Origin of the sequence: Flavonifractor sp., from assembly GCF_019422385.1 — a bacterium.
GTDB classification, from domain to species: Bacteria; Bacillota; Clostridia; order Oscillospirales; family Oscillospiraceae; genus Flavonifractor; species Flavonifractor avistercoris.
On the sequence record NZ_JAHZDL010000044.1, the window covers coordinates 1 to 19,928 of the forward strand.

Annotated in this window: 18 protein-coding genes; 13 read left to right on the plus strand and 5 right to left on the minus strand. The window is 65.8% G+C overall.

Features of this window, described 5'->3' with window-relative positions; genetic code table 11:
* From QZ378_RS07310 to QZ378_RS07320, 3 genes are all read left to right on the plus strand, one after another.
* On the plus strand, positions 1-1,488 hold a 1,488-nt coding region (locus tag QZ378_RS07310), incomplete at its 5' end, for a Coenzyme F420 hydrogenase/dehydrogenase, beta subunit C-terminal domain (RefSeq protein WP_291257810.1).
* Between the two features lie 106 nt (positions 1,489-1,594).
* Positions 1,595-2,488: a rhomboid family intramembrane serine protease gene (locus QZ378_RS07315; RefSeq protein ID WP_291257811.1), complete on the plus strand. Its 894-nt coding sequence runs from the start codon at positions 1,595-1,597 to the stop codon at positions 2,486-2,488.
* Between the two features lie 133 nt (positions 2,489-2,621).
* Positions 2,622-3,491, plus strand: a complete 870-nt coding sequence (locus tag QZ378_RS07320) for a hypothetical protein (protein ID WP_291257812.1) — start codon at positions 2,622-2,624, stop codon at positions 3,489-3,491.
* 21 nt (positions 3,492-3,512) lie between these two features.
* Here the strand turns inward: QZ378_RS07320 and QZ378_RS07325 are convergent, their stop codons facing one another.
* Positions 3,513-4,676 carry a nucleotidyltransferase family protein gene (locus QZ378_RS07325; protein ID WP_291257813.1) on the minus strand — a complete coding sequence of 388 codons (1,164 nt, stop codon included), beginning with the start codon at positions 4,674-4,676 and terminating at the stop codon, positions 3,513-3,515.
* A gap of 149 nt (positions 4,677-4,825) precedes the next feature.
* Here QZ378_RS07325 and QZ378_RS07330 point away from each other — a divergent pair, with 149 nt between their 5' ends.
* The 3 genes from QZ378_RS07330 to QZ378_RS07340 all read left to right on the plus strand — a co-directional run bounded on the left by QZ378_RS07330 (position 4,826) and on the right by QZ378_RS07340 (position 8,948).
* Positions 4,826-6,022 carry an acetate kinase gene (locus QZ378_RS07330; protein WP_087237645.1) on the plus strand — a complete coding sequence of 399 codons (1,197 nt, stop codon included), beginning with the start codon at positions 4,826-4,828 and terminating at the stop codon, positions 6,020-6,022.
* Between the two features lie 968 nt (positions 6,023-6,990).
* Complete coding sequence (locus QZ378_RS07335; RefSeq protein WP_291257814.1) at positions 6,991-8,292, plus strand: nitrate/nitrite transporter; 1,302 nt, start codon at positions 6,991-6,993, stop codon at positions 8,290-8,292.
* A 125-nt stretch (positions 8,293-8,417) separates the two neighbouring features.
* A complete protein-coding gene (locus QZ378_RS07340; protein ID WP_291257815.1) occupies positions 8,418-8,948 on the plus strand; it encodes a cob(I)yrinic acid a,c-diamide adenosyltransferase in 531 nt (176 codons plus the stop codon).
* 96 nt (positions 8,949-9,044) lie between these two features.
* Here the strand turns inward: QZ378_RS07340 and QZ378_RS07345 are convergent, their stop codons facing one another.
* Together QZ378_RS07345 and QZ378_RS07350 are read right to left on the minus strand one after the other, a co-directional pair.
* Complete coding sequence (locus tag QZ378_RS07345; protein WP_291257816.1) at positions 9,045-9,782, minus strand: M23 family metallopeptidase; 738 nt, start codon at positions 9,780-9,782, stop codon at positions 9,045-9,047.
* A gap of 109 nt (positions 9,783-9,891) precedes the next feature.
* Positions 9,892-10,227, minus strand: a complete 336-nt coding sequence (locus QZ378_RS07350) for a helix-turn-helix transcriptional regulator (protein ID WP_191380431.1) — start codon at positions 10,225-10,227, stop codon at positions 9,892-9,894.
* Between the two features lie 305 nt (positions 10,228-10,532).
* On the opposite strand from QZ378_RS07350, the gene QZ378_RS07355 reads away from it, so the two are divergent.
* The 5 genes from QZ378_RS07355 to QZ378_RS07375 all read left to right on the plus strand — a co-directional run bounded on the left by QZ378_RS07355 (position 10,533) and on the right by QZ378_RS07375 (position 17,007).
* The gene (locus QZ378_RS07355) at positions 10,533-11,153 is read left to right on the plus strand and encodes a TetR/AcrR family transcriptional regulator (RefSeq protein ID WP_291257817.1); all 621 of its coding nucleotides are present in this window, start codon (positions 10,533-10,535) and stop codon (positions 11,151-11,153) included.
* 26 nt (positions 11,154-11,179) lie between these two features.
* On the plus strand, positions 11,180-12,847 hold the full coding sequence (locus QZ378_RS07360) for an HlyD family efflux transporter periplasmic adaptor subunit (RefSeq protein WP_291257818.1): 1,668 nt from the start codon (positions 11,180-11,182) through the stop codon (positions 12,845-12,847).
* Positions 12,848-12,850: 3 nt separating this feature from the next.
* Positions 12,851-13,606: an ABC transporter ATP-binding protein gene (locus QZ378_RS07365; protein ID WP_191385271.1), complete on the plus strand. Its 756-nt coding sequence runs from the start codon at positions 12,851-12,853 to the stop codon at positions 13,604-13,606.
* The gene (locus QZ378_RS07370) at positions 13,603-14,829 is read left to right on the plus strand and encodes an ABC transporter permease (protein ID WP_191380434.1); all 1,227 of its coding nucleotides are present in this window, start codon (positions 13,603-13,605) and stop codon (positions 14,827-14,829) included. The genes QZ378_RS07365 and QZ378_RS07370 overlap by 4 nt, the downstream gene beginning before the upstream one ends.
* Positions 14,830-15,126: 297 nt before the next feature.
* Positions 15,127-17,007, plus strand: a complete 1,881-nt coding sequence (locus QZ378_RS07375) for an S-layer homology domain-containing protein (RefSeq protein WP_291257819.1) — start codon at positions 15,127-15,129, stop codon at positions 17,005-17,007.
* A gap of 50 nt (positions 17,008-17,057) precedes the next feature.
* Here the strand turns inward: QZ378_RS07375 and QZ378_RS07380 are convergent, their stop codons facing one another.
* Positions 17,058-17,348: a translation initiation factor 2 gene (locus QZ378_RS07380; RefSeq protein WP_291257820.1), complete on the minus strand. Its 291-nt coding sequence runs from the start codon at positions 17,346-17,348 to the stop codon at positions 17,058-17,060.
* Positions 17,349-17,482: 134 nt separating this feature from the next.
* Between QZ378_RS07380 and sleB the strand changes: the two genes are divergently transcribed.
* The gene (gene sleB, locus QZ378_RS07385; RefSeq protein WP_366935147.1) at positions 17,483-18,148 is read left to right on the plus strand and encodes a spore cortex-lytic enzyme; all 666 of its coding nucleotides are present in this window, start codon (positions 17,483-17,485) and stop codon (positions 18,146-18,148) included.
* A gap of 57 nt (positions 18,149-18,205) precedes the next feature.
* Here sleB and QZ378_RS07390 read toward each other — a convergent pair whose 3' ends face one another.
* Positions 18,206-18,991, minus strand: coding sequence for a HAMP domain-containing sensor histidine kinase (locus QZ378_RS07390; protein ID WP_191528358.1), 786 nt, complete (start codon positions 18,989-18,991; stop codon positions 18,206-18,208).
* Between the two features lie 276 nt (positions 18,992-19,267).
* Between QZ378_RS07390 and QZ378_RS07395 the strand changes: the two genes are divergently transcribed.
* Positions 19,268-19,928 (plus strand): glyceraldehyde 3-phosphate dehydrogenase NAD-binding domain-containing protein (locus QZ378_RS07395; RefSeq protein ID WP_291257821.1); only part of this gene is annotated, 661 nt, incomplete at its 3' end.

Genomic DNA, 19,928 nt, shown 5'->3' on the forward strand with positions numbered 1-19,928 from the left:
GCCTCCGCCGTGGTGACCAACTCCTTCCACGGGGCGGCCTTCTCCCTCCAGTTCCGGAAGAACTTCTTCACCTCTATGTCCCCCAGGGAGCGCAGCGAGCCCACCTTCTCCCGCATCTACAGCCTGCTGTCCCGGCTGGGGTGCGCCGACCGGATCATCGGCCTGGACACCACCGCCCCAGTGGAGGCGGCCATGGACTATGACAAGGTGTATCAGCGGCTGGACGAGGCCCGGGCGGACTCCCTGGCCTATCTGAAGGCCGCCATCGAGGGGACAGCCCTCCCGGACGAGCCGCCGGAGGCCCCCGCCGCCCCCCGGCCCGTGCTGTGCCGGGAGGAGGACTGCACCGGATGTGCCGCCTGCGCGTCGGTGTGCCCGGTGAACGCCATCACCATGCAGCCCGACCACGAGGGCTTCCTCCGCCCGGCGGTGGGGGATGCCTGCATCCTGTGCCGCAGGTGCGAGCAGACCTGCCCCATCCTCCACCCGCCGGTGCCCGGCCCCGCCCCGGCGGTGGCCTGGGCGGTGTGGAACCAGGACGAAGCCGAGCGCATGGCCAGCTCCTCCGGCGGGGTGTTCTCCCTGCTGGCCCGGCGGACGCTGGCGCAGGGGGGCGCGGTGTTCGGCGCGGCCCTGGACGAGGCCATGGCCGTCCGCCACGTGTGCGCCCGCTCAGAGGAGGAGCTGGCCCCCCTGCGGGGCTCCAAGTATGTGCAGAGCGATCTGGGGGACAGCTTCCGGCAGGTGAAGGCCCTGCTGGAGGAGGGCACGCAGGTGCTCTTTACCGGCACCCCCTGTCAGGTGGACGGACTGAAGCGGTATCTGGGGAAAGACGACCCCAATCTGCTCACCTGCGACCTGGTGTGCCACGGGGTGCCCTCCCCGGCGGTGTACCGGGCGTGGCTGGACGGCCTGGAGCGTGCCCGCGGATCCAAAGCAACGAACGTCCGCTTCCGGGACAAGACCGACGGCTGGCAGAAGGCTCGGCTCACGGTGGACTTTGCCGACGGTTCACAATACGCCCAGCCCCTCTACGAGACCCCCTTCGGCCGGGGCTTCGGCTCCCAGCTGTTCCTGCGGCCCTGCTGCACCCGGTGCCGGTACGCCGGAACGGAAAAACGGCCTGCCGACCTGACCCTGGCCGACTTCTGGGGCCTGGACGAGAAGGCAGAGCTGCCCACGGACCGCGCCAAGGGAATCTCCCTGGTGCTGGCCCACACCGCCCGGGGGCAGGCCGCCCTGGACGGTCTGGCCGGCCGGGCGGGCCGGGCGGAACGCCCCCTGGCCGAGGCGGTGGCGGGCAACCCCCGGCTCTCCCACCCCGTCAGCCCCAGCCCCCGCCGACCCGCCTTCTTCTCCGCCTTCGCCGCCCTCCCCTTCTCGGAGGTGGAGAAGCGGTTTCTCTCCCGCCCCTCCCTGCCCTACCGGGCGGCGGCCAGGGTGCTCACCCCGGCCATGAAGGAGAAGATCCGGAAGGTCCTGAAATAACGAGGGCGAAAGGTTTACAGTTTGTTCGTGAATTTTTCCCCCGATGCTGGTACACTATGGAAACAGTATGGCGGCCTGTGGCCCGCCTGTGGGAGGTAAGTTTGTCTTGAGTGCAATCCAACGCTGGCTGGATCGGTTCTGCTACAAGCACCCCCGGTTCGGCATACCCAATCTCATGCTGGTCATCGTGGTGGGCAGCGCCCTGGTGTGGCTGCTGGATCAGTTCAGCTACGGCGTGTCCCTGTCCGGCCTGCTGGCCTTTTCCCCCTACTATATCCTGCACGGGCAGATCTGGCGGCTGATCACCTTTGTCTTTGTCCCCATGGACAACCGCCTCTTTTTCCTGGTCATCTCCCTGTATTTCTACTACATGATCGGCTCGGTGCTGGAGCGGGAGTGGGGCACCGCCAAGTTCAACGTGTTCTACTGCCTGGGTGTGGTGCTCAACATTGTAGTGGGCTTCGTGCTGTACGCCGTCAGTGCCTCCGCCTATCCCGCCAGCCTGCTGGGGTATCTGGTCACCGCCGACATGACCTATGTGAACATGTCCCTGTTCTTCGCCTTCGCCACCCTGTACCCCGACATGCGGGTGCTGCTGTTCTTCATCATCCCCATCAAGATCAAGTGGCTGGCGTGGATTGACGCGGCCCTGTTCGCCTGGAGCATCCTGAGCAGCCTGTTCGGCGTCTTTACCGCGGGCCTCGCCGCCCTGCCCGGCGTGGTGCTCCCCCTGGTGGCCATCCTCAACTACTTCATCTTCTTCTGGGACAACTTCCTCCAGCTCTTCGGCCGGGTGAAGTACCGCACCTCCCGCCAGACGGTCAACTTCAAGCAGGCAACCAAGAAAGCCCAGCAGCAGAAGGGCTACATCCACAAGTGCGCCGTCTGCGGCAAGACCGACACCGACTACCCCAACGAGGAGTTCCGCTACTGCTCCAAGTGCAACGGCTACTACTGCTACTGCTCCGAGCACATCCACAACCACGTGCACATCGAGTAAACACCAGGCGGGCGGCCCCAATCGGGCCGTCCGCCTTTTTGTAACCGTTCTGTTGTGGTCTTTCCTCCCCCGGCTTTTTATAATCATATCAGGGTATGATTACAGCCCGCAATCAAGGAAAGGAGGATCTGGCATGAAAAAACTGTTCTCCTGCGCCCTGGCGCTGTTGCTGGTGCTGCTCACACCGGCCTCCGCCAACTCCGCCCCCACCCGCAGCGACGGGGACGGGGGCTCCGCCCTGGCGGTGGACGAGGGCTGCCCCGTCACCGTCTCCGCCGAGCAGCTCACCTTCGACATCGGCGGGGAGGGCGGCTGGAACGGCCTCACCGCCCAGGTCACCGCCGTCTACCAGATGGAAAACCCCACGGACGAATCCCTCCCGGTGCAGATGACCTTCTATCTGGAGCAGTACCGCACCTACGGCAGGGAGGGCGCGGAAGCCCTGGACACGGAGGGCTTCTCCATCACCGCCGACGGGGAGCCGGTGGAGTTTGCCTGCGCCAAGGCGGAGGCGGACGCGGAGGATACCGACCGCTTCGCCCTCACCTACACCGTGGACTTCCCCGCCGGGGCCGCCCGGGAGGTGGCGGTGTCCTACCCCAGCCGGGGCCTGGGCCGCAGCGATTGGAGCAGCCACTGGCGGCACACCTTCACCTACCTGCTCTCCCCCGCCCGGCACTGGGCGGACTTCGGCACGCTGGATGTGGCCGTCACCACCCCGGAGTCGTCCCCCTACGTGATACAGTCCTCCCTCCCCCTGGAGGAGGCGGGGGAACGGCGCTATACCGCCCACTTCGACAGTCTGCCCGACGGTGAGCTGATCTTTACGCTCTACCCGGAGCCGCGCATCACCCTGGCCGACCGGCTCTCCTCCTACCAGTTTCAGGCCTTCATGATGATGGGGCTGCCCCTGCTCCTCCTCTTTGCCGGGCTTCCGGCTGCAGCGGCGGCGGTGCTTCTGGTCTGGCTGAGCCGCCGGGCCCGACGGAAAAAGGCGGGGTAGGGGCGGGGCCGATCCCGCCCGTCAGGCCCTCTCCCCCACCACCGGGCTGTGGGTCCACTCCCCGCCGCAGGGCCGGGGCGTGGGGAAGCACAGGCCGTACAGGTCGGTGTATCCGGCCTCCGCCTGGAACAGGGCCAGGGCCGGGCCGTCCAGCTCCCTGGCCTGGGCGGGCTTGACGATCACCGGCAGGGGGCAGGTGTCCTTCATCCTCCGCAGCAGCGCCCGCCCCCGGCCGCCCAGGCCCAGCACCCGCACATAGGGGGGCGCGGCGGGGCGCTCCGCCGCCCGCAGGCCCAGAAAGGCCGCCAGGGCCAGCCGCCGCAGCCGGGCATGGGGGTATCGCCTGGTCTTGGCCCGGGTGTAGAAGTCCTCCAGGCTCACCGCCTCCCGGGCGGCCTTTGCCAGCCGGGAGGGCAGGCCCTCCGCCCCCCCGCCGTCGGGGAGGGCGGCCCAGTCCCCCTCGCCCATGGTGCGCAGGCGGGCCAGCACCGCCCGCTCGATATGCTGCATATCCGCAAGCTCCCCCGACCAGGGGGCGGTGAGGTAGGGCGCGGCCTCCTCTCCCCGCCCCGCCCGGAGCAGCCTCCGCAGCTCCGAGGCGGAGGCGAATCCCCCGGCGGCGGGGCCGTCGTGGCCCGCCCCCTGCCGGGGGACGGTCAGGGGACGGATGGTGCTGCCCAGGGCTTTGAGGGCGCGCAGGTACTCCACCCCCAGGTTGTTGTTGGGGGCGGACAGGCAGGCCGCCCCGGCGGCCTCCTGCCGGGCCGCCGGGAAGGACAGGCCCCGCCCCAGGGCGGCGCGCAGCCTTTCCGGGTAGTCCGGAGCGTCCAGGGCCGCCGCCGCCTCTTCCAGCGGGGCCAGCTCCCCCGTCTCGCTGCCGAAGGAGAGCACATCCACCACCCCGGTGGCGGCCAGCAGGGACACCGCCCCCCGGGCGAAGGACTCCGCCGAGGCCATGGCCCAGGGTGTGGGCAGCTCCACCACCAGGTCGGCCCCGCGGTCTAGGGCCAGGGCCGCCCTCAGCCACTTGTCCGCCAGGGCGCACTCCCCCCGCTGAACCCAGTGGCCGCTCATGACGCACACCACGGGGGCGTCCCCGCCCAGCCGCCGCCGGGTTTCGGCGATGTGCCAGGCGTGGCCCCTGTGGAAGGGGTTGTACTCGGCCACAATGCCCGCTGTCTCCATGGGCTGAACCTCCAAACTCACAAGTAAAAAAATCCGAAGTTTCTTCTAAATTATGGGTTGTCCTTTTGCCAAAAAGGGGCTAGAATATAGTTTACTACGGGAAAGACCGGGCGACAAGCCACATTATCATTTAAGGAGAGATTAGTCCCATGAAAATTCTGGTCATCAACGCCGGCAGCTCCTCCCTCAAGTATCAGCTGATGGATCCCGAAACCAAGGAGGTCTTTGCCAAGGGCCTGTGCGAGCGCATCGGCATCGACGGCCGCCTGACCCACAAGGTGCCCGCCAAGGACGCCAAGTACGAGTTCGAGATCCCCATGCCCACCCACGCCGAGGCCATTCAGGCCGTGCTGGACGCCCTGCTGAGCGCTGAGCACGGCGTGATCAAGAGCGCCTCCGAGATCGACGCGGTGGGCCACCGTGTGGTTCACGGCGGCGAGAAGTTCGCCTCCTCCGTGCGCATCACCGACGACGTGATGGCCGCCATCGACGAGTGCATCCCCCTGGCCCCTCTCCACAACCCCGCCAACATCACCGGCATCAAGGCCTGCGAGAAGGTCATGCCCGGCGTGCCCATGGTGGCCGTGTTCGACACCGCCTTCCACCAGACCATGCCCGCCAAGAGCTATATCTATGCCCTGCCCTACGAGTACTATGAGAACGACAAGGTGCGCCGCTACGGCTTCCACGGCACCTCCCACCGCTATGTGTCCGCCCGGGCCGCCGCCATGCTGGGCAAGCCCATCGAGGAGCTGAAGATCATCACCTGCCACCTGGGCAACGGCTCCTCCGTGGCCGCCGTGGACTGCGGCAAGAGCGTGGACACCTCCATGGGCTTCACCCCCCTGGCCGGCGTGCCCATGGGCACCCGCTCCGGCGATCTGGACGCCGGCATCCTGGAGTACCTGATGAACAAGCACGGGTATGACATGAAGGAAATGATGAACATCCTCAACAAGAAGTCCGGCGTGCTGGGCATCTCCGGCGTGTCCTCCGACTTCCGCGACATCGAGAACGCCGCCAACGACGGCAACCAGCGGGCTGCCCTGGCTCTGGAGGCCTTCCAGTACAGCGTGAAGAAGCTGGTGGGCGCCTATGCCGCCGCCATGGGCGGGGTGGACGCCATCGTGTTCACCGCCGGCGTGGGCGAGAACGACGCCAACACCCGCATGAACATCGCCTCCGGTCTGGAGTTCATGGGCGTGAAGATGGACGCCGCGGCCAACAATGTCCGCGGCAAGGAGACCGTCATCTCCGCCGCCGACTCCAAGGTGAAGGTGCTGCTCATCCCCACCGACGAGGAGCTCATGATCGCCCAGGACACCGCCGCCATCGTCAAGGGATAATTTTTCCGTGCACAAGCAAGCAAGGAAAGCCTCGCAGAGTTCCGCCGCCCATCTCGGCCTAAGAGCCGCCGCAAGCGGCGGTTGGCCTCGAAACGCGCCTGCGGGCGCAGGCAGGCGGCGGAATCAAATGAAAATCCGTCATTTCCGGGGACACAAGGTGAATTGCCCCGAAGGGGCAAGAGAGGGCCCCCTGGGGGGTGCGCCTCGGAAATGACACTTCTCATGGCGGAAGGGGCGACTATTTCGCAAGAAATCGAGTTCCTTCCGCCATGAGATCCTTCTCGAAAAAGTGGCAGAGCCACTTTTTCGACACACAAAGCGGCCCGGAGCTGGTACCAGCTCCGGGCCGCTTTTTTATGCCTTCTATTTTCAACACGCGGGAGGCGTGGTGTTGTTTGTCTGCCCCCACAGCCGGGGGGCAGTATGCAAAGGCGGCCGTTCCTACTGAACAGGCGCGGACGGCCGTTTCCCCGCCCGTTCCCGGCCCTTGGCCTTGCAGCTTCGTCGTTCCTTGGCTGTGATGATAAGATACCACTCTTTTCCGCCCCGGTGGTGGACAAAGTTTAACGTGGGTATGAACGTTTTGTAAAGTCCGCCGCCGGCTCCGGGCGGGGTTCCGCGCCCCCGCGGGGGTGCCAAATTTCGCGCACCTCACTTGTGGAAACTGCCGATTCTAGATTTATCAGTCTTCCATTTCCCCTTTTCCGGCCCAAAAGACCCCCCTTCATTTTTTGATAATATGCACAAAAACCAGTCACTCACCTCGCCGTTACTGGTTACTTTTTGGTAATTTGCTTACTACTTTGTGGGGATTGCAAGAATTCCGTCCTCCGGTTAGAGTATACCTCGCACAGGGCGCCGGACCGCTATCGGCCGTAGGCCGCCGCCCGAAAATCTGACGAGAGAAGAGGGAACAAAATGGCAAAAAACCGACCAATGACAACAAGACCTCGGTCGTCAACTTCGGCGTGGGCTGGGTCGTTATCATCTACTGTCTGCTGATGTTCTTCCTGTACGTGGGCATGTGCAACGACGGCGCCAACATCACGGCGCCCAACGTGGCCCACCGCCTGGGCCTGGAACAGGGCGACATCATGAACATGAACTCCCTAGCCGGCATCGTGGGCGTGGTGTTCTTCATCATCGTGGGCCAGATCAACAACAAGATCGGCCCCCGCATCACCTCCGGCGTGTGCTGCATCATCTCCGGCATCACCTACATCATCGCCTGCAACGCCCCCAGCATTGCGGTCTACACCATTGCCATGTGCTTCGTGTACGGCAGCATCATGTCCGCCGGCTACGTGGCGGGCGGCACCCTGGTGGCCGACTGGTTCCCCAAGAAGAAGGGCGTGGTCATGGGCTACACCACCATGGGCCACAACTTTGCCTCCGCCTTCTATGTGCAGCTGGTGGCCATCCTGATCGCCCCCGTGTCCACCCAGCTCAGCGCCGGCGGCAATGACTTGGCCAACGTGGGCGAGAACTTCTCCGCCGGCATCGTCCCCATCGGCATCGCCGCCATCGTGCTGGGCATCCTGGGCATGATCTTCATCCGCAACACCCCCCAGGAGCGGGGCATCAACCCCGACAACGTGTCCGACCGGGTGTATGAGACCGAGTACGACACCGTCGACCCGGTGGAGGGCGACGGCGGCTGGACCACCGGCGCGCTGCTGCGGATCAAGGAGCTGTGGCTGGCCGCCATCACCACCGGCTTCTTCCAGATCTGCTCCGTGGGCGTCATGAGCCAGCTGGTCACCCGCAACATCCAGCTGGGCTTCACCCCCCAGGCCGCCATGAACGTGATGACCATCCTGGCCCTGGGCGGCGTGGTGGGCTCCTGGCTCATCGGCATCATCGACGACGCCATCGGCACCAAGAAGACCATGGTGGGCTTCGGCATCTGGTACGCCATCGCCCTGCTGGTCAACTTCGGCGCCGCCGACAGCTCCTCCCCCCTGGTGTACATCTCCCTGTTCATGATCGCCATGGGCATCGGCGGCTCCGCCAACTTCACCACCTCCCTGCCCACCTCCATCTTCGGCCGTCAGGGCTTTGACAAGGTGAACAGCGTCATCTTCCCCATCCAGGGCGCCATCACCGCCCTGTGCTTCCTGGTCAACGGCGTTGTCCAGAAGATGACCGGCGGCGAGATCAAGATGGCCTACCTGGTGTTCGCCGGCGTGGCCCTGGTGAACGTGGTGCTGGTGCTGCTGGTGGACGAGCACCGCTTCAACCGCGACTGGATGGCCGCCCACAAGGGCTGAGCCCTTCCCCAACTCCACAGCGATTCTCCTCAGGAGGCCGCCCGTCGGGCGGCCTCCTGTTTTGGTTGCGCCCGGCCGCCGTGTCTGCTATACTGGCCTTATCCTATCAGAATCGAGGAAGTTTTATGGCAGAGCAGCAGGGTTTGGTACACATCTACTACGGCGACGGCAAGGGCAAGACCACGGCGGCCTTCGGTCTGGCCTTCCGGTGCGCGGGCTGGGGAAAGCGGGCGGTGATCGCCCAGTTTCTCAAGAGCAGCCCCTGCGGTGAGGTAACGGCGGCGGAGCGCTTTCCCGAGCTCACCGTCCTGCGCAGCAAGGGCATCCACAAGTTCACCTTCCAGATGGATGAGGCGGAGAAGGCCGCCACCGCGGCCGAATGCGCCGCCCTCTTCCAGCAGGCCGTGGAGCTGGCCCAGGCGCGGGAGGCCCGCCTGTTGGTGCTGGATGAGGTGATCGACGCCACTCATGGCGTTCTCTCCCTGGAGGCGCTGTGCACCTTCCTGGATCACCGCCCGGCGGGGCTGGAGGTGGTGCTCACCGGCCACTGCCTGCCGGAGCAGCTGGCCGCCCGGGCCCACTACATCACCCGCATGGCCAAGGAGAAGCACCCCTACGACCAGGGCGTCACCGCCCGCCGGGAGATCGAGTTTTAGGGAAAACAGTGGGCGGGGGCATGGCGCTGCGCCATGCCCCCGCCCACTGTCTCTGGGAAGACCGGAAAGGGAAAGGAAGGGAAGAGAGGAAAACGCTTATTCGGGGAGGTATTCCCCGGGATCCACGGCGGCGCCGTCCAGGGCCATGGCAAAATGCAGATGGCTGGCCAGGGCGCTCTCGGCGATGGCGGTGTCCCCCACCGTGCCCAGCACCTGCCCGGCGTTCACATGGTCGCCCGCCTCCACCATGGCCTCGGCGGCCAGGTTGGCGTAGGTGCTGGTGAGGCCTCCGCCGTGGCTGACGGTGACGACGGTTCCCATCAGGGGATCCTGGCTGACGGCGGAGACGGTGCCGTCAGCCGCCGCGCACACCTGGCTGCCCAAAGAGGCGGCGATGTCCACGCCGTCATGGGTGCGCCAGTCGTCCATGGTGGGGTTATACATCAGCTCGTCCACGCTGAAGGCGGCGACCAGCTCCCCCCGGACGGGCCAGACGAAGGACGTGGGGGCCGTCTGGGGCGCGGCCTCCGGGGTCGGCGCGGCGGCGGGGGTCGGCTCGGGGGTGGGCTCCGCCGCCGGGGTCGGCACGGCCGACGGCCGGACGGCCGCGGGCACCGAGTGCTCCGGCCGGGCGGGTGTGCGCACCGGCGCCGGCGTGGGGGTGACGGTAATCTCCGCCGTGGCCGCCACGGGGGCGTCCGGCCCGTCACGGGTGAGGGAGTCAAAGAGATAATAGCCCGAAATTCCTATTGCGGCGACGCAGAGGAACAGGACTATGTAGAAGCCCTTGCCCTCCAGGAAGTCGCCCACACGCTGGTGGAACGGTTTTTTCATGTGATTAGCACCTCCGAGCCCTATTGTGGACAGGCCCGGAGCTGGTTATACATGGAATTTCAAATTTTTTCCGGGGCTTGTCTGGACATCGCCAATTTTCAAACAAGCCCTAGGTGCTCTCCCGGTGGTGCTCGGCCAGGGCCCGGAGCATGGCCGAGACCTCCCCCCGGGTTCCCTCCGGCAGGGCGCGGTACAGGGCCAGCAGCTGGGCCTCATCCGCCGAAAGGCCCCGGGCCTGGGGCCTGGACTCCAGCCGGAGCAGCCGGTCGGCGGAGGCGTGGTACAGCCTGAGCAGGGTGGACAGGGTCTGGAGATCCGGCTCCGAAACCCCGTTCTCATATCCCGAGAGAGTCTTGTTGTTGATTCCGGTCAGCTGCATCACCTGGGTCTGGGTCAGCCCGCGCTTCTCCCGGGCCACCCGCAGGGCAAAGCCAAACTCCTCCATAGCCACACGCTCCTTTTTGTCCATTGTAATCGAAGAAGGAATGGTTCCCCCTCTGATTCTTAAAAATACAGAAATAATAGTTAATTTCTTATTATCAAAGATTTATAATGGAGCCTGCGCCCCCGCGCCGGGCCTGTTTTAAGGAATTTTTAATGTTTCCTTCATCCCTGCTTTCATACAATTCTGGTAAGCTGTTCCCCGTCGGGGAAATTGTGAACGAACTGCGAATTTTTGGCCGGCTCCGTTGACATATGACAGGCTGTCGTCTATGATATGTGACAGCTTGTCAGGTCAGGAGGGACGCCATGCCCAGCACAACGTTTTACAATCTGCCGGCGGAGAAGCGGGAGCGGCTCCTGTCGGCGGCCCGGGCGGAATTTGCCCGGGCGCCCTACGAGGACGCCTCGGTCAACCGGATGATCCGGGCGGCCGGCATTCCCCGGGGCAGCTTCTACATGTACTTTACCGACAAGGAGGAGCTCTTCCGCTTCCTGATGGAGACCTACAGCGGCATGCTGTCGGACTGGATGGGCGCGCAGCTGGCGCGCAACGGCGGGGATCTCTTCGCCGCGTTCCTGGCCCTGTTTGACTTTATCCAGGCCAACCGGGAGAGCGTGCCCTTTCAGGAGCTGGCGGCCATTCTGCACCGGAACCGGCAGATGCAGCCCGGGCTGCTGCTGGAGGGGCTGCGCCCCGGCGCGGTGCTGGAGCGCCTGCGGCCGCAGGTGGATCTCTCCCGGCTGGATCTGCGGGCCGAGACGGATCTGGCGGATCTCTTCCGCCTGCTGGCCATCTCCACCCTCAGCGCGCTGACGGCCGGATGCGCCGGCGGCGGCCAGTCGGATCAGCGGGAGCACCTGGAGCGCGTGTTCAGCCTCCTGCAGCGGGGCGCGGCGGCCAAGCCCGCCCCCTGCTGTGAGTCATAGCAAAGGAAAGAAAAGGAGAAACCACTATGGAAGCAACCCAAGTCAAGCCGGAGGGATCCGCGTCGGCTCCGTCGGCGCCGGAGAAGAAGATTCCCCAGTTCCAGGCACCCAGGAAGAAGCGCAAGTGGGTCAAGCGGCTGATCGTCATCCTGGTGATCGTGGCCCTACTGGCCTTCCTGCTCTCCCGGTGCATGGGCGCGGGGCAGCAGGCCCTCAGCTCCGTCTATCTGCCCTACACCGCCGAGATGCGGGACATGACGGTCTCGGTCTCCGGCACCGGCACCATCGAGCCCATCAGCGCCTACCGGGTGACCAGCCTGGTCAGCGGCGAGATCCTGGAGGCCCCCTTTGAGGAGGGGCAGACCGTCCACAAGGGGGATGCGCTCTTCCGCATCGACGCCGGCAGCGTGGAGAACAACATCCAGCAGCTCCAGCTCAACGTCCAGTCCGCTCAGCTGGCCCTGGACGATCTGCTGGAGACCCAGAGTGACAACCAGAAAAACCGGAATGTCACCGCCGAGGACGGCGGCATCATCACCGAGCTGTATGTGGAGCAGGGGGACGCCGTGACGGTGGGCACCGTCATCGCCGACGTGCTGGATCGTGACCACATGAAGCTGGAGGTGCCCTTCCACTCCGCCGACGCGGCCGGCTTCTACGCGGGCCAGCCCGCCGCCGTCATGGTGGACGGCACGGCGGAGCAGCTCACCGGCACGGTGGACTCCATCGCCGCCACCGACAGCGTGGGCCCCGGCGGCACCCTGGTGCGGCAGGTAACTATCCGGGTGGATAACCCCGGCGTCCTCACCGACGCCAGCCGGGGCACCGCCTCTGTGAACGGCCTGGCCTGCGCCTCGGGCAATACCTTTACATACGCCGCCTCCGGCCAGATCACCGCCGAGGCCGCCGGCGATCTGGATGTGCTCAGCATCCGGGAGGGCGACCGGGTGTCCGAGGACCAGGTGATCGGCGTGATCTCGGAGTCCGACCTGGACAGCCAGATCGAGAACGCCCGCATCGCCCTGGAGAACGCCCAGCTCTCCCTCCAGAACGCCCAGCGGCAGCTGGAGGACTACACCATCACCTCCACCATAGACGGCGAGGTGATCGAGAAGAACCTGGACGTGGGGGACAACATCGGCGGCATGACCACCTCGGGCAGCAGCGCCTCCTACGCCGCGGTGATCTACGACCGCTCCCAGCTCACCTTTGACATGGACATCAGCGAGCAGGACATCAGCCAGATCCAGGTGGGGCAGCAGGTGGAGATCACCGCCGACGCCCTGGACGGCCAGACCTTCACAGGCGTGGTGGACAAGATCAACATCAACGGCACCACCACCAGCGGCAGCACCACCTATCCCGTCACCGTGCTGGTGGACGGCTCCCCGGAGGAGCTCTACCCCGGCATGAACGTCTCCGCCAGGGTGATCGTGGAGGAGGCGGGCAATGTGCTCACCCTCCCCGTGGAGGCGGTGGAGCGGGGGGACACCGTGCTGGTGGCCCTGCCCGGCTGCCTGGATGAGAACGGCAATATCAAGGACCTCTCCGCCACCGAGACCCGGCAGGTGACCCTGGGCCGCAACGACGACAACTACATCGAGATCCTGGACGGCCTGGAGGAGGGCGACGTGGTGCTGGCCCTCAGCCCCCAGGGCTCCAGCCTGATGAGCGCCATGGCGGGGATGGGATAAGCCATGGAACATCTCATTGAACTCAGGGACGTGTACAAGATCTACCAGATGGGGGACGAGGCGGTTCACGCCCTGGACGGCGTCTCCCTGACGGTGGACCAGGGGGAGTTCGTGGCCATTGTGGGCCAGTCGGGCTCCGGCAAGTCCACCGCCATGAACATCATCGGCTGCCTGGACGTGCCCACCTCCGGCACCTATCACCTGGCCGGGGTGGACGTGTCCACCATGGACGACGACCAGCAGGCCGAGATCCGCAACAAGATGCTGGGCTTCATCTTCCAGCAGTACAACCTCATCCCCAAGCTCAACGTGCTGGAGAACGTGGAGCTGCCCCTGCTCTACGGCGGCGTGTCCGCCTCGGAGCGGCACCGGCGGGCCATGGAGGCCCTGGAGCGGGTGGGCCTGGCGGATAAGTGCAGAAACCTGCCCAGCCAGCTCTCCGGCGGCCAGCAGCAGCGGGTGTCCATCGCCCGGGCCCTGGCGGGCAAGCCGTCGGTGATCCTGGCCGACGAGCCCACCGGCGCCCTGGACTCCCGCACCGGGCGGGAGGTGCTGGGCTTCCTCCAGAAGCTCAATGCAGAGGGGGACACGGTGGTGCTCATCACCCACGACAACTCCATCGCCGTGAAGGCCAGGCGCATCGTCCGCCTCCAGGACGGCAGGATCATCTACGACGGCGACGCCCACGACCCCCGGGCCGTGGTGCAGCCGGAGGACGAGGCGGCCGCCGGAGAGGCCAGGGAGGTGCTGAACGTATGAACGTGGGCCAATCCTTCCGCCTGGCCATCAAGAGCCTGCTGACCAGCAAGGCCCGGGCGCTGCTCACCATGCTGGGCATCATCATCGGCGTGGCGGCGGTGATCGTCATCGTCTCCCTGGGCACCGGCATGCAGACCTATATGAACAGCCAGTTTGAGCAGGTCGGCGTCAACCTGATCCAGGTCATGGTGTATGAGCAGCCGGGCAACCGCAACGCCGACGCCGACGACTTCTATGAGCTGGCGGAGAAATATCCCCAGTACATCGACTCGGTGACCCCCGCCCTCACCATCAGCGGCGTCGTCCGCCACGGTGCCGACGAGTATGAGCGCACCAGCGTCACCGGCGTCAGCGAGACCGTCTACAACCCGGAGACCAGCCAGACCGTCAACGGCGAGCAGATGGAGGACGGCCGCTTCCTCAGCTATGTGGACGTGGAGCGGAACCAGCACGTGTGCGTGGTCGGCAGCTATCTGAACGAGGCCATGTTCGGCGGCAGGGGCGTGGGGCAGAGCCTCACCATCGGCGGCGTGCCCTTCACCGTCATCGGCACCATGAGGGAGACCGCCGACTCCACCGAGGGCAGCGGCGACGACTTCATCTACGTGCCCTACGGCCTGGCCCCCCAGCTCAACGGTACGGCGGGCGGCTCCGGCATGAGCGGCTATCTGGTGGCCAGCACCAGCGAGGACACCTCCTCTGCCGCCAAGGGCGTCATTGAGAGCATGCTCTTCCGCATCTACGAGGACAGCAGCTGGTACCAGGTCATCACCATGGCCGAGATGATGGACATGATGGACTCCATGCTGGGGGTGCTCATGACCATCCTGATCGTGATCGCGGCCATCTCCCTGGTGGTGGGCGGCATCGGCATCATGAACATCATGCTGGTCTCCGTCACCGAGCGCACCCGGGAGATCGGCATCCGCAAATCCCTGGGCGCCAAGGGCAGGGACATCCGGGGCCAGTTCATCATCGAGGCGGGCACCACCTCCGCCATCGGCGGGGTGATCGGCATCCTGCTGGGCATCCTGCTTGCCAACGTGTTCACCGCCGTGGTGGGGATGGTCATGCCCACCGCCGAGGGCTTCGCCGCCATCCCCAGCGCAGGGGGCATCCTGGTGTCCTTCGGTGTGAGCGTGGGCATCGGCGTGCTCTTCGGCTACCTGCCCGCCAACAAGGCGGCCAAGCTCAACCCCATCGACGCGCTCAGATACGACTGAAGCGGCGGGGGGCAAGCCCCCGCCCTACAGGCGCCCATTCCACAGGGTGGGCGGACGATATCCGCGTGCCCGAACCGTAGGGGCGACCTGCGGTCGCCCGCGGGCGGATGATATCCGCCCCTACGGCCGAAGGACGGGGCAGGAGGCACATCGGGGAACGGCCATGCGTAGGGGCGGCCTGCGGCCGCCCGCGGTCCTCACATATGCACCCTTGCCGAATCGGCGCGGATGGTATATGATCAGCTTATCCAGTGTACCCGCTTCCACTTTCACGAGCATGAGAAGGAGAAAAGGAAGATGAAACAACGACTGTTATCCGGCCTGCTGTGCGCGGTGCTGGTGCTGGGCCTGCTGCCCGGGCTGGCGCCGGCCGCCCAGGCCGCCGCCCCGGCGGAGGAGGACGCCGCCCAGGTTCTGGCCGCCCTGGACATCATGGTGGGCGACGCCAGCGGCAGCCTCAACCTGGACGCCTCGGTCACCCGGGCGGAGTTCACCAAGATGGCGGTGGCCGCCTCCACCAGCCGGGACGCCGTGGGCGACACCGTGGCGGTGAAGCCCTACCCCGACGTGCCCCAGACCCACTGGGCCGCGCCCTACATCAAGGCCGCCGTGGATCTGGGCCTGGTACAGGGGGATCTCCACGGCAACTTCAACCCGGGCCGCACCATCACCCTGGCCGAGGGCGTCACCATCGTGCTGCGCCTGCTGGGCTATGAGGACGCCGACTTCACCGGCGTCTGGCCCTCCGGCCAGATGGCCCAGTACCGGGCCCTGGATCTGGACGAGGGGGTCACCGCCGGCCAGGACGGCGCCATGAAGCGCCGGGACGCCCTGTATCTGTTCTACAACCTGATGATCACCAAGAACAAGGAGGGCACCTACTACCTCAACGTGCTGGAGCCCACCCTGAATCTGGTGAACACCGCCGGGGAGCTGGATCGGGTGGCCCTGATCAACTCCGCCATGGAGGGCCCCGTGGTGGCCTCCTCCGGGTGGCAGTCCCAGGTGGGCTTTAACACCGCCACCGCCACGGTCTACCGCAACGGCGGCGAGAGCACCCTGTCCGCCGTCCAGAACCAGGATGTGGTCTACTGGTCGGAGTCCATGCACACCATCTGGGCCTACTCCGACAAGGTGACCGGTATCTATGAGTCCGCCGCCCCGTCTGCCAGCAATCCCACCTCCGTCACCGTGGCGGGCAAGACCTATGAGATCGAGACCACCGAGGCGGCCTATCAGCTCTCCGACCTGGGCGGTTACCAGGTGGGGGACAGCGTGACCCTGCTGCTGGGCCGCAACGGCGGCGTGGCCGCCGTGGGCGAGGCGTCGCTGGCCCAGGATCTGGTCTACGGCCTGGTTCTCTCCGTGGAGAACACCACCTATGAGGACAGCGACGGCAACCGCTACAACACCCGCACCGCCACCATCTTCGGCACCGACGGCAACACCTACCGCTACCCGGTGGAGAGCCGCAGCCTGGAGGCCGGCACCCTGGTTCGGGTCACCAACTCCGAGGACGGCGTGGAGATCCGCGGCCTCAGCTCCACCCGGCTCACCGGCCGGCTGAGCTCCGACGGCAAGACCCTGGGCAAGTACACCCTGGCCTCCGACGTGCAGATCATCGACACCTATGAGGAGCGCACCCCCATCCAGGTCTACCCCAGCCGCCTGGCGGGCGTGAACTTCACCGACGGCATGATCCGCTTCTACGCCCTCAACGCCCAGGGCGAGATCAGCCACCTGATCCTGGAGGACGTCACCGGCGATCTCCACCAGTACGGCATCATCACCGGCGTCACCGAGATCTCCCAGGGCATGCTGGTCAGCTCCACCTACACCTACGACGTGGGTGGTGTGGAGCAGGTGTTCGGCTCCGATTCCACCATCTACAATCTGGTGGTGGGCCCCTGCCAGGTGAAGATGGACGGCGACAGCTCCATCGAGCGGCTGTACAACCTGACCGAGCTGAAGGTGGAGAGCATCAGCGGCAACACCGTCGTGGGCGAGTTTGACCGACAGTACACCATCTCCGACAACGTGGCGGTATACGTCTACGAGAACGGCGAGTACCAGCTCACCAGCCTGGAGCGGGTCACTGGCGGCGACTACCGCCTCACCGCCTGGTACGACAAGGCGGAGAACGCGGGCGGCCGCATCCGCGTCATCCTCGCCCGGTAAGCCCATCGCAAAATAGAAAATCCCCCGGAGCGCTGCTCCGGGGGATTTTTTCACGCCAGCGGCAGGCCGCCCTGGCAGAGAATCGCGGCGCACCAGCACGCCGTGGCCCCCAGGGCCCCGGCGGCGACGCAGACGGGGCCGGGTATGCGCCGCCACAGGCGGCCGGGGCCGGTATTTTTGCGGACATAGCCGTCGGCCACCCGACGGGCCTCCTGGAGCACCTGCTCCGCCGTGACGCCCTGCCCGAAGGCGTCCTCCTTCAAAATAAAAATGGCCTGCTCGAAAAAGCGGGGATCCGGTTCCTTGACCACAATCACCTGCCGGGAGACACCCTTGACCACCGGAAGCACATCCTTTCCTGTTTTCTTCCAGTATAGCCCCCTTTCCACCGGCCCATTCCGCCGGTGGAAGGAATTGGCGCTCATATCCCGGCCCGCGCCGCCGTAGACTAGTCCAGTGAGAGGAGGCGTCGGGATTGTCCCACAGACGGCGGCTGGCATGGTCGCTGGCCCTTTTGTTCGCGGTCAACATCGCAGTCATCAGCCTGGCCCAGCAGGCCCAGGCGGCCACCTACCGGCAGGGCTCCACCGGCGAGCAGGTGCGCATCATCCAAACCAAGCTGAAAAACTGGGGCTACTACGACGGTGCGGTGGACGGCATCTTCGGCTCGGGCACCGCCGAGGCGGTGCGGTACTTCCAGCAGAAGAACGGCCTCACCGCCGACGGCATCGTGGGCCCGGCCACCCTGAAGGCCCTGGGCATGTCCACGGGGGGCGGCGGCTCCGGCCAGGAGAGCACCGTGGAGCTGCTGGCCCGGGTGATCTCCGCCGAGGCCCGGGGGGAGCCCTACAGCGGCCAGGTGGCGGTGGGGGCGGTGATCCTCAACCGGGTGGAGCACCCCTCCTTCCCCAACACCGTGGCCGGGGTGGTGTACCAGCCCGGGGCCTTCACCTGCATGGTGGACGGGCAGATTGACCAGCCGGTGGCCGACTCGGCCTACCGGGCCGCCCGGGACGCCCTCAACGGCGCGGATCCCAGCGGCGGGGCCATCTACTACTTCAACCCCAGCACCGCCACCAGCGCGTGGATCTGGAGCCGGCCCCTGATCAAGGTCATCGGCAGCCACCGCTTCTGCGCCTGACAGCCAAAAGGAGGAGACATGGCCGCGGCCATGTCTCCTCCTTTTTTGCGGCTGCTTTCATTCCAGATCCTCGGGCAGGAAGGCCCGGTAGGGCAGCACACCGGACAGCTCCACCAGCACGTCGGAGAAGCCGCCGCTGCCGTCAAAGCCCATGGCGGGGGTTTTCAGCACCTCGCCCTTCTCCGGCGGCCGGAGGGGGAGAGAGACGACGGCGCGGGAGCCCCGCCCCTCCTGCTGCTGAACCACAATGGTGCCCCCGTGGGCCGCGGCGATGCGGCGGGCCACCCGCAGGCCCAGGCCCAGGCTCCCCGGCCGCTGGAGCAGGGTGTTCTCGTCGGCCTCCGGCGTAAAGCCCGCCCCGCTGTCCCACACGGTGATGACCGCCCGGCCGTCCCGCCGGGCCAGGCGCATCCCCGCCCGGCCGCCCTCTCCCGCCGCCCGGAGGGCATTGGAGATCAGGTTGAGCAGCATCCGGCGCAGCTGGGCGGCGTCCCCGTGGGTGAGCAGGCTGCCGTCCTCCTCCTCCCAGGTGAAGGCCACCCCGGCCAGCTCCGCCAAGGCGCTCACCTGCCGCCCCAGCTCCCGGCACATGCCGGCCAGATCCAGGGTGGTCTCCCGCAGGGGCGTATCCTCTTCGGGCAGCTCCAGGTACTCCAGGTTGCCCACCATGCGCATCATGCGGTACAGGCTCTGGTGCAGGATGGCCAGATAGGGGTCGTACTGCGCGCCCCCCTTTTCCTGCACCACCGGGGTGAGCAGCTGCACCGCCGCCGCCAGGTTGTTCATCTGCTGCCGGAGCTGCTCCGCCAGGAGCGGCCCCAGATCCTCCGTCTGAAATGCCAAACGGCTCCCCTCCTTCCGGTCATCCATAGCTTGTGCAGGCCGGCCCTAAATTCCTATGGTAAAGCCAGTATAACAAAATTTGGCTCGAGCCTCAAGCGAAAATGTCGAAATCTGTCGAAACCGCCGCGTTTACCGATACTCCCCCTGTAAATTTATATAGTTTCCCCAGTAAGATTTCGCATTTCCCCCTTTTCAACCGGCGCGGTTTCGTTTATAATGTAGGCGCGCTGAATAAGAGCATCTAAGAATCTATTTAGAACAAAGGAGCGATTCATTATGAGCATTAAAGTTGGCATTAACGGCTTCGGCCGCATCGGCCGTCTGGTCTTCCGCGCGGGCATCAACCGTCCTGACATCGAGTTTGTCGGCATCAACGATCCCTTCATGACCCCCGACTACATGGCCTATATGCTCCGTTACGATACCATGCACGGCCGCTTTGACGGCACCATCGAGTACACCGACGACGCCATCATCGTCAACGGCAAGAAGGTTCGCTTCTTCGCCTGCATGGATCCCAAGGACATCCCCTGGGGCGAGGTGGGCGCCGAGTACGTGGTGGAGTCCACCGGCGTGTTCCTGACCAAGGAGAAGGCCCAGGCCCACATCGACGCCGGCGCCAAGAAGGTGGTCATGTCCGCTCCCTCCAAGGACGACACCCCCATGTTCGTCTGCGGCGTCAACCTGGACAAGTACACCCCCGACATGACCTTCGTGTCCAACGCCTCCTGCACCACCAACTGCCTGGCCCCCATCGCCAAGGTGCTGCATGAGAACTGGGGCATCACCGACGGCCTGATGACCACCGTCCACTCCACCACCGCCACCCAGAAGACCGTGGACGGCCCCTCCAAGAAGGACTGGCGCGGCGGCCGTGCCGCTGCCGGCAACATCATCCCCTCCTCCACCGGCGCCGCCAAGGCCGTGGGCAAGGTCA

Excerpts from the sequence above, each read along its gene's own strand:
- QZ378_RS07370 (WP_191380434.1), top strand. The coding sequence starts at position 13,603 with ATGAACGTGGGCCAATCCTTCCGCCTGGCCATCAAGAGCCTGCTGACC.
- QZ378_RS07340 (WP_291257815.1), top strand. The coding sequence starts at position 8,418 with ATGGCAGAGCAGCAGGGTTTGGTACACATCTACTACGGCGACGGCAAG.
- QZ378_RS07360 (WP_291257818.1), top strand. The coding sequence starts at position 11,180 with ATGGAAGCAACCCAAGTCAAGCCGGAGGGATCCGCGTCGGCTCCGTCG.
- QZ378_RS07325 (WP_291257813.1), bottom strand. The coding sequence starts at position 4,676 with ATGGAGACAGCGGGCATTGTGGCCGAGTACAACCCCTTCCACAGGGGC.
- QZ378_RS07345 (WP_291257816.1), bottom strand. The coding sequence starts at position 9,782 with ATGAAAAAACCGTTCCACCAGCGTGTGGGCGACTTCCTGGAGGGCAAG.
- QZ378_RS07365 (WP_191385271.1), top strand. The coding sequence starts at position 12,851 with ATGGAACATCTCATTGAACTCAGGGACGTGTACAAGATCTACCAGATG.
- QZ378_RS07350 (WP_191380431.1), bottom strand. The coding sequence starts at position 10,227 with ATGGAGGAGTTTGGCTTTGCCCTGCGGGTGGCCCGGGAGAAGCGCGGG.
- QZ378_RS07355 (WP_291257817.1), top strand. The coding sequence starts at position 10,533 with ATGCCCAGCACAACGTTTTACAATCTGCCGGCGGAGAAGCGGGAGCGG.
- QZ378_RS07375 (WP_291257819.1), top strand. The coding sequence starts at position 15,127 with ATGAAACAACGACTGTTATCCGGCCTGCTGTGCGCGGTGCTGGTGCTG.
- QZ378_RS07320 (WP_291257812.1), top strand. The coding sequence starts at position 2,622 with ATGAAAAAACTGTTCTCCTGCGCCCTGGCGCTGTTGCTGGTGCTGCTC.
- QZ378_RS07330 (WP_087237645.1), top strand. The coding sequence starts at position 4,826 with ATGAAAATTCTGGTCATCAACGCCGGCAGCTCCTCCCTCAAGTATCAG.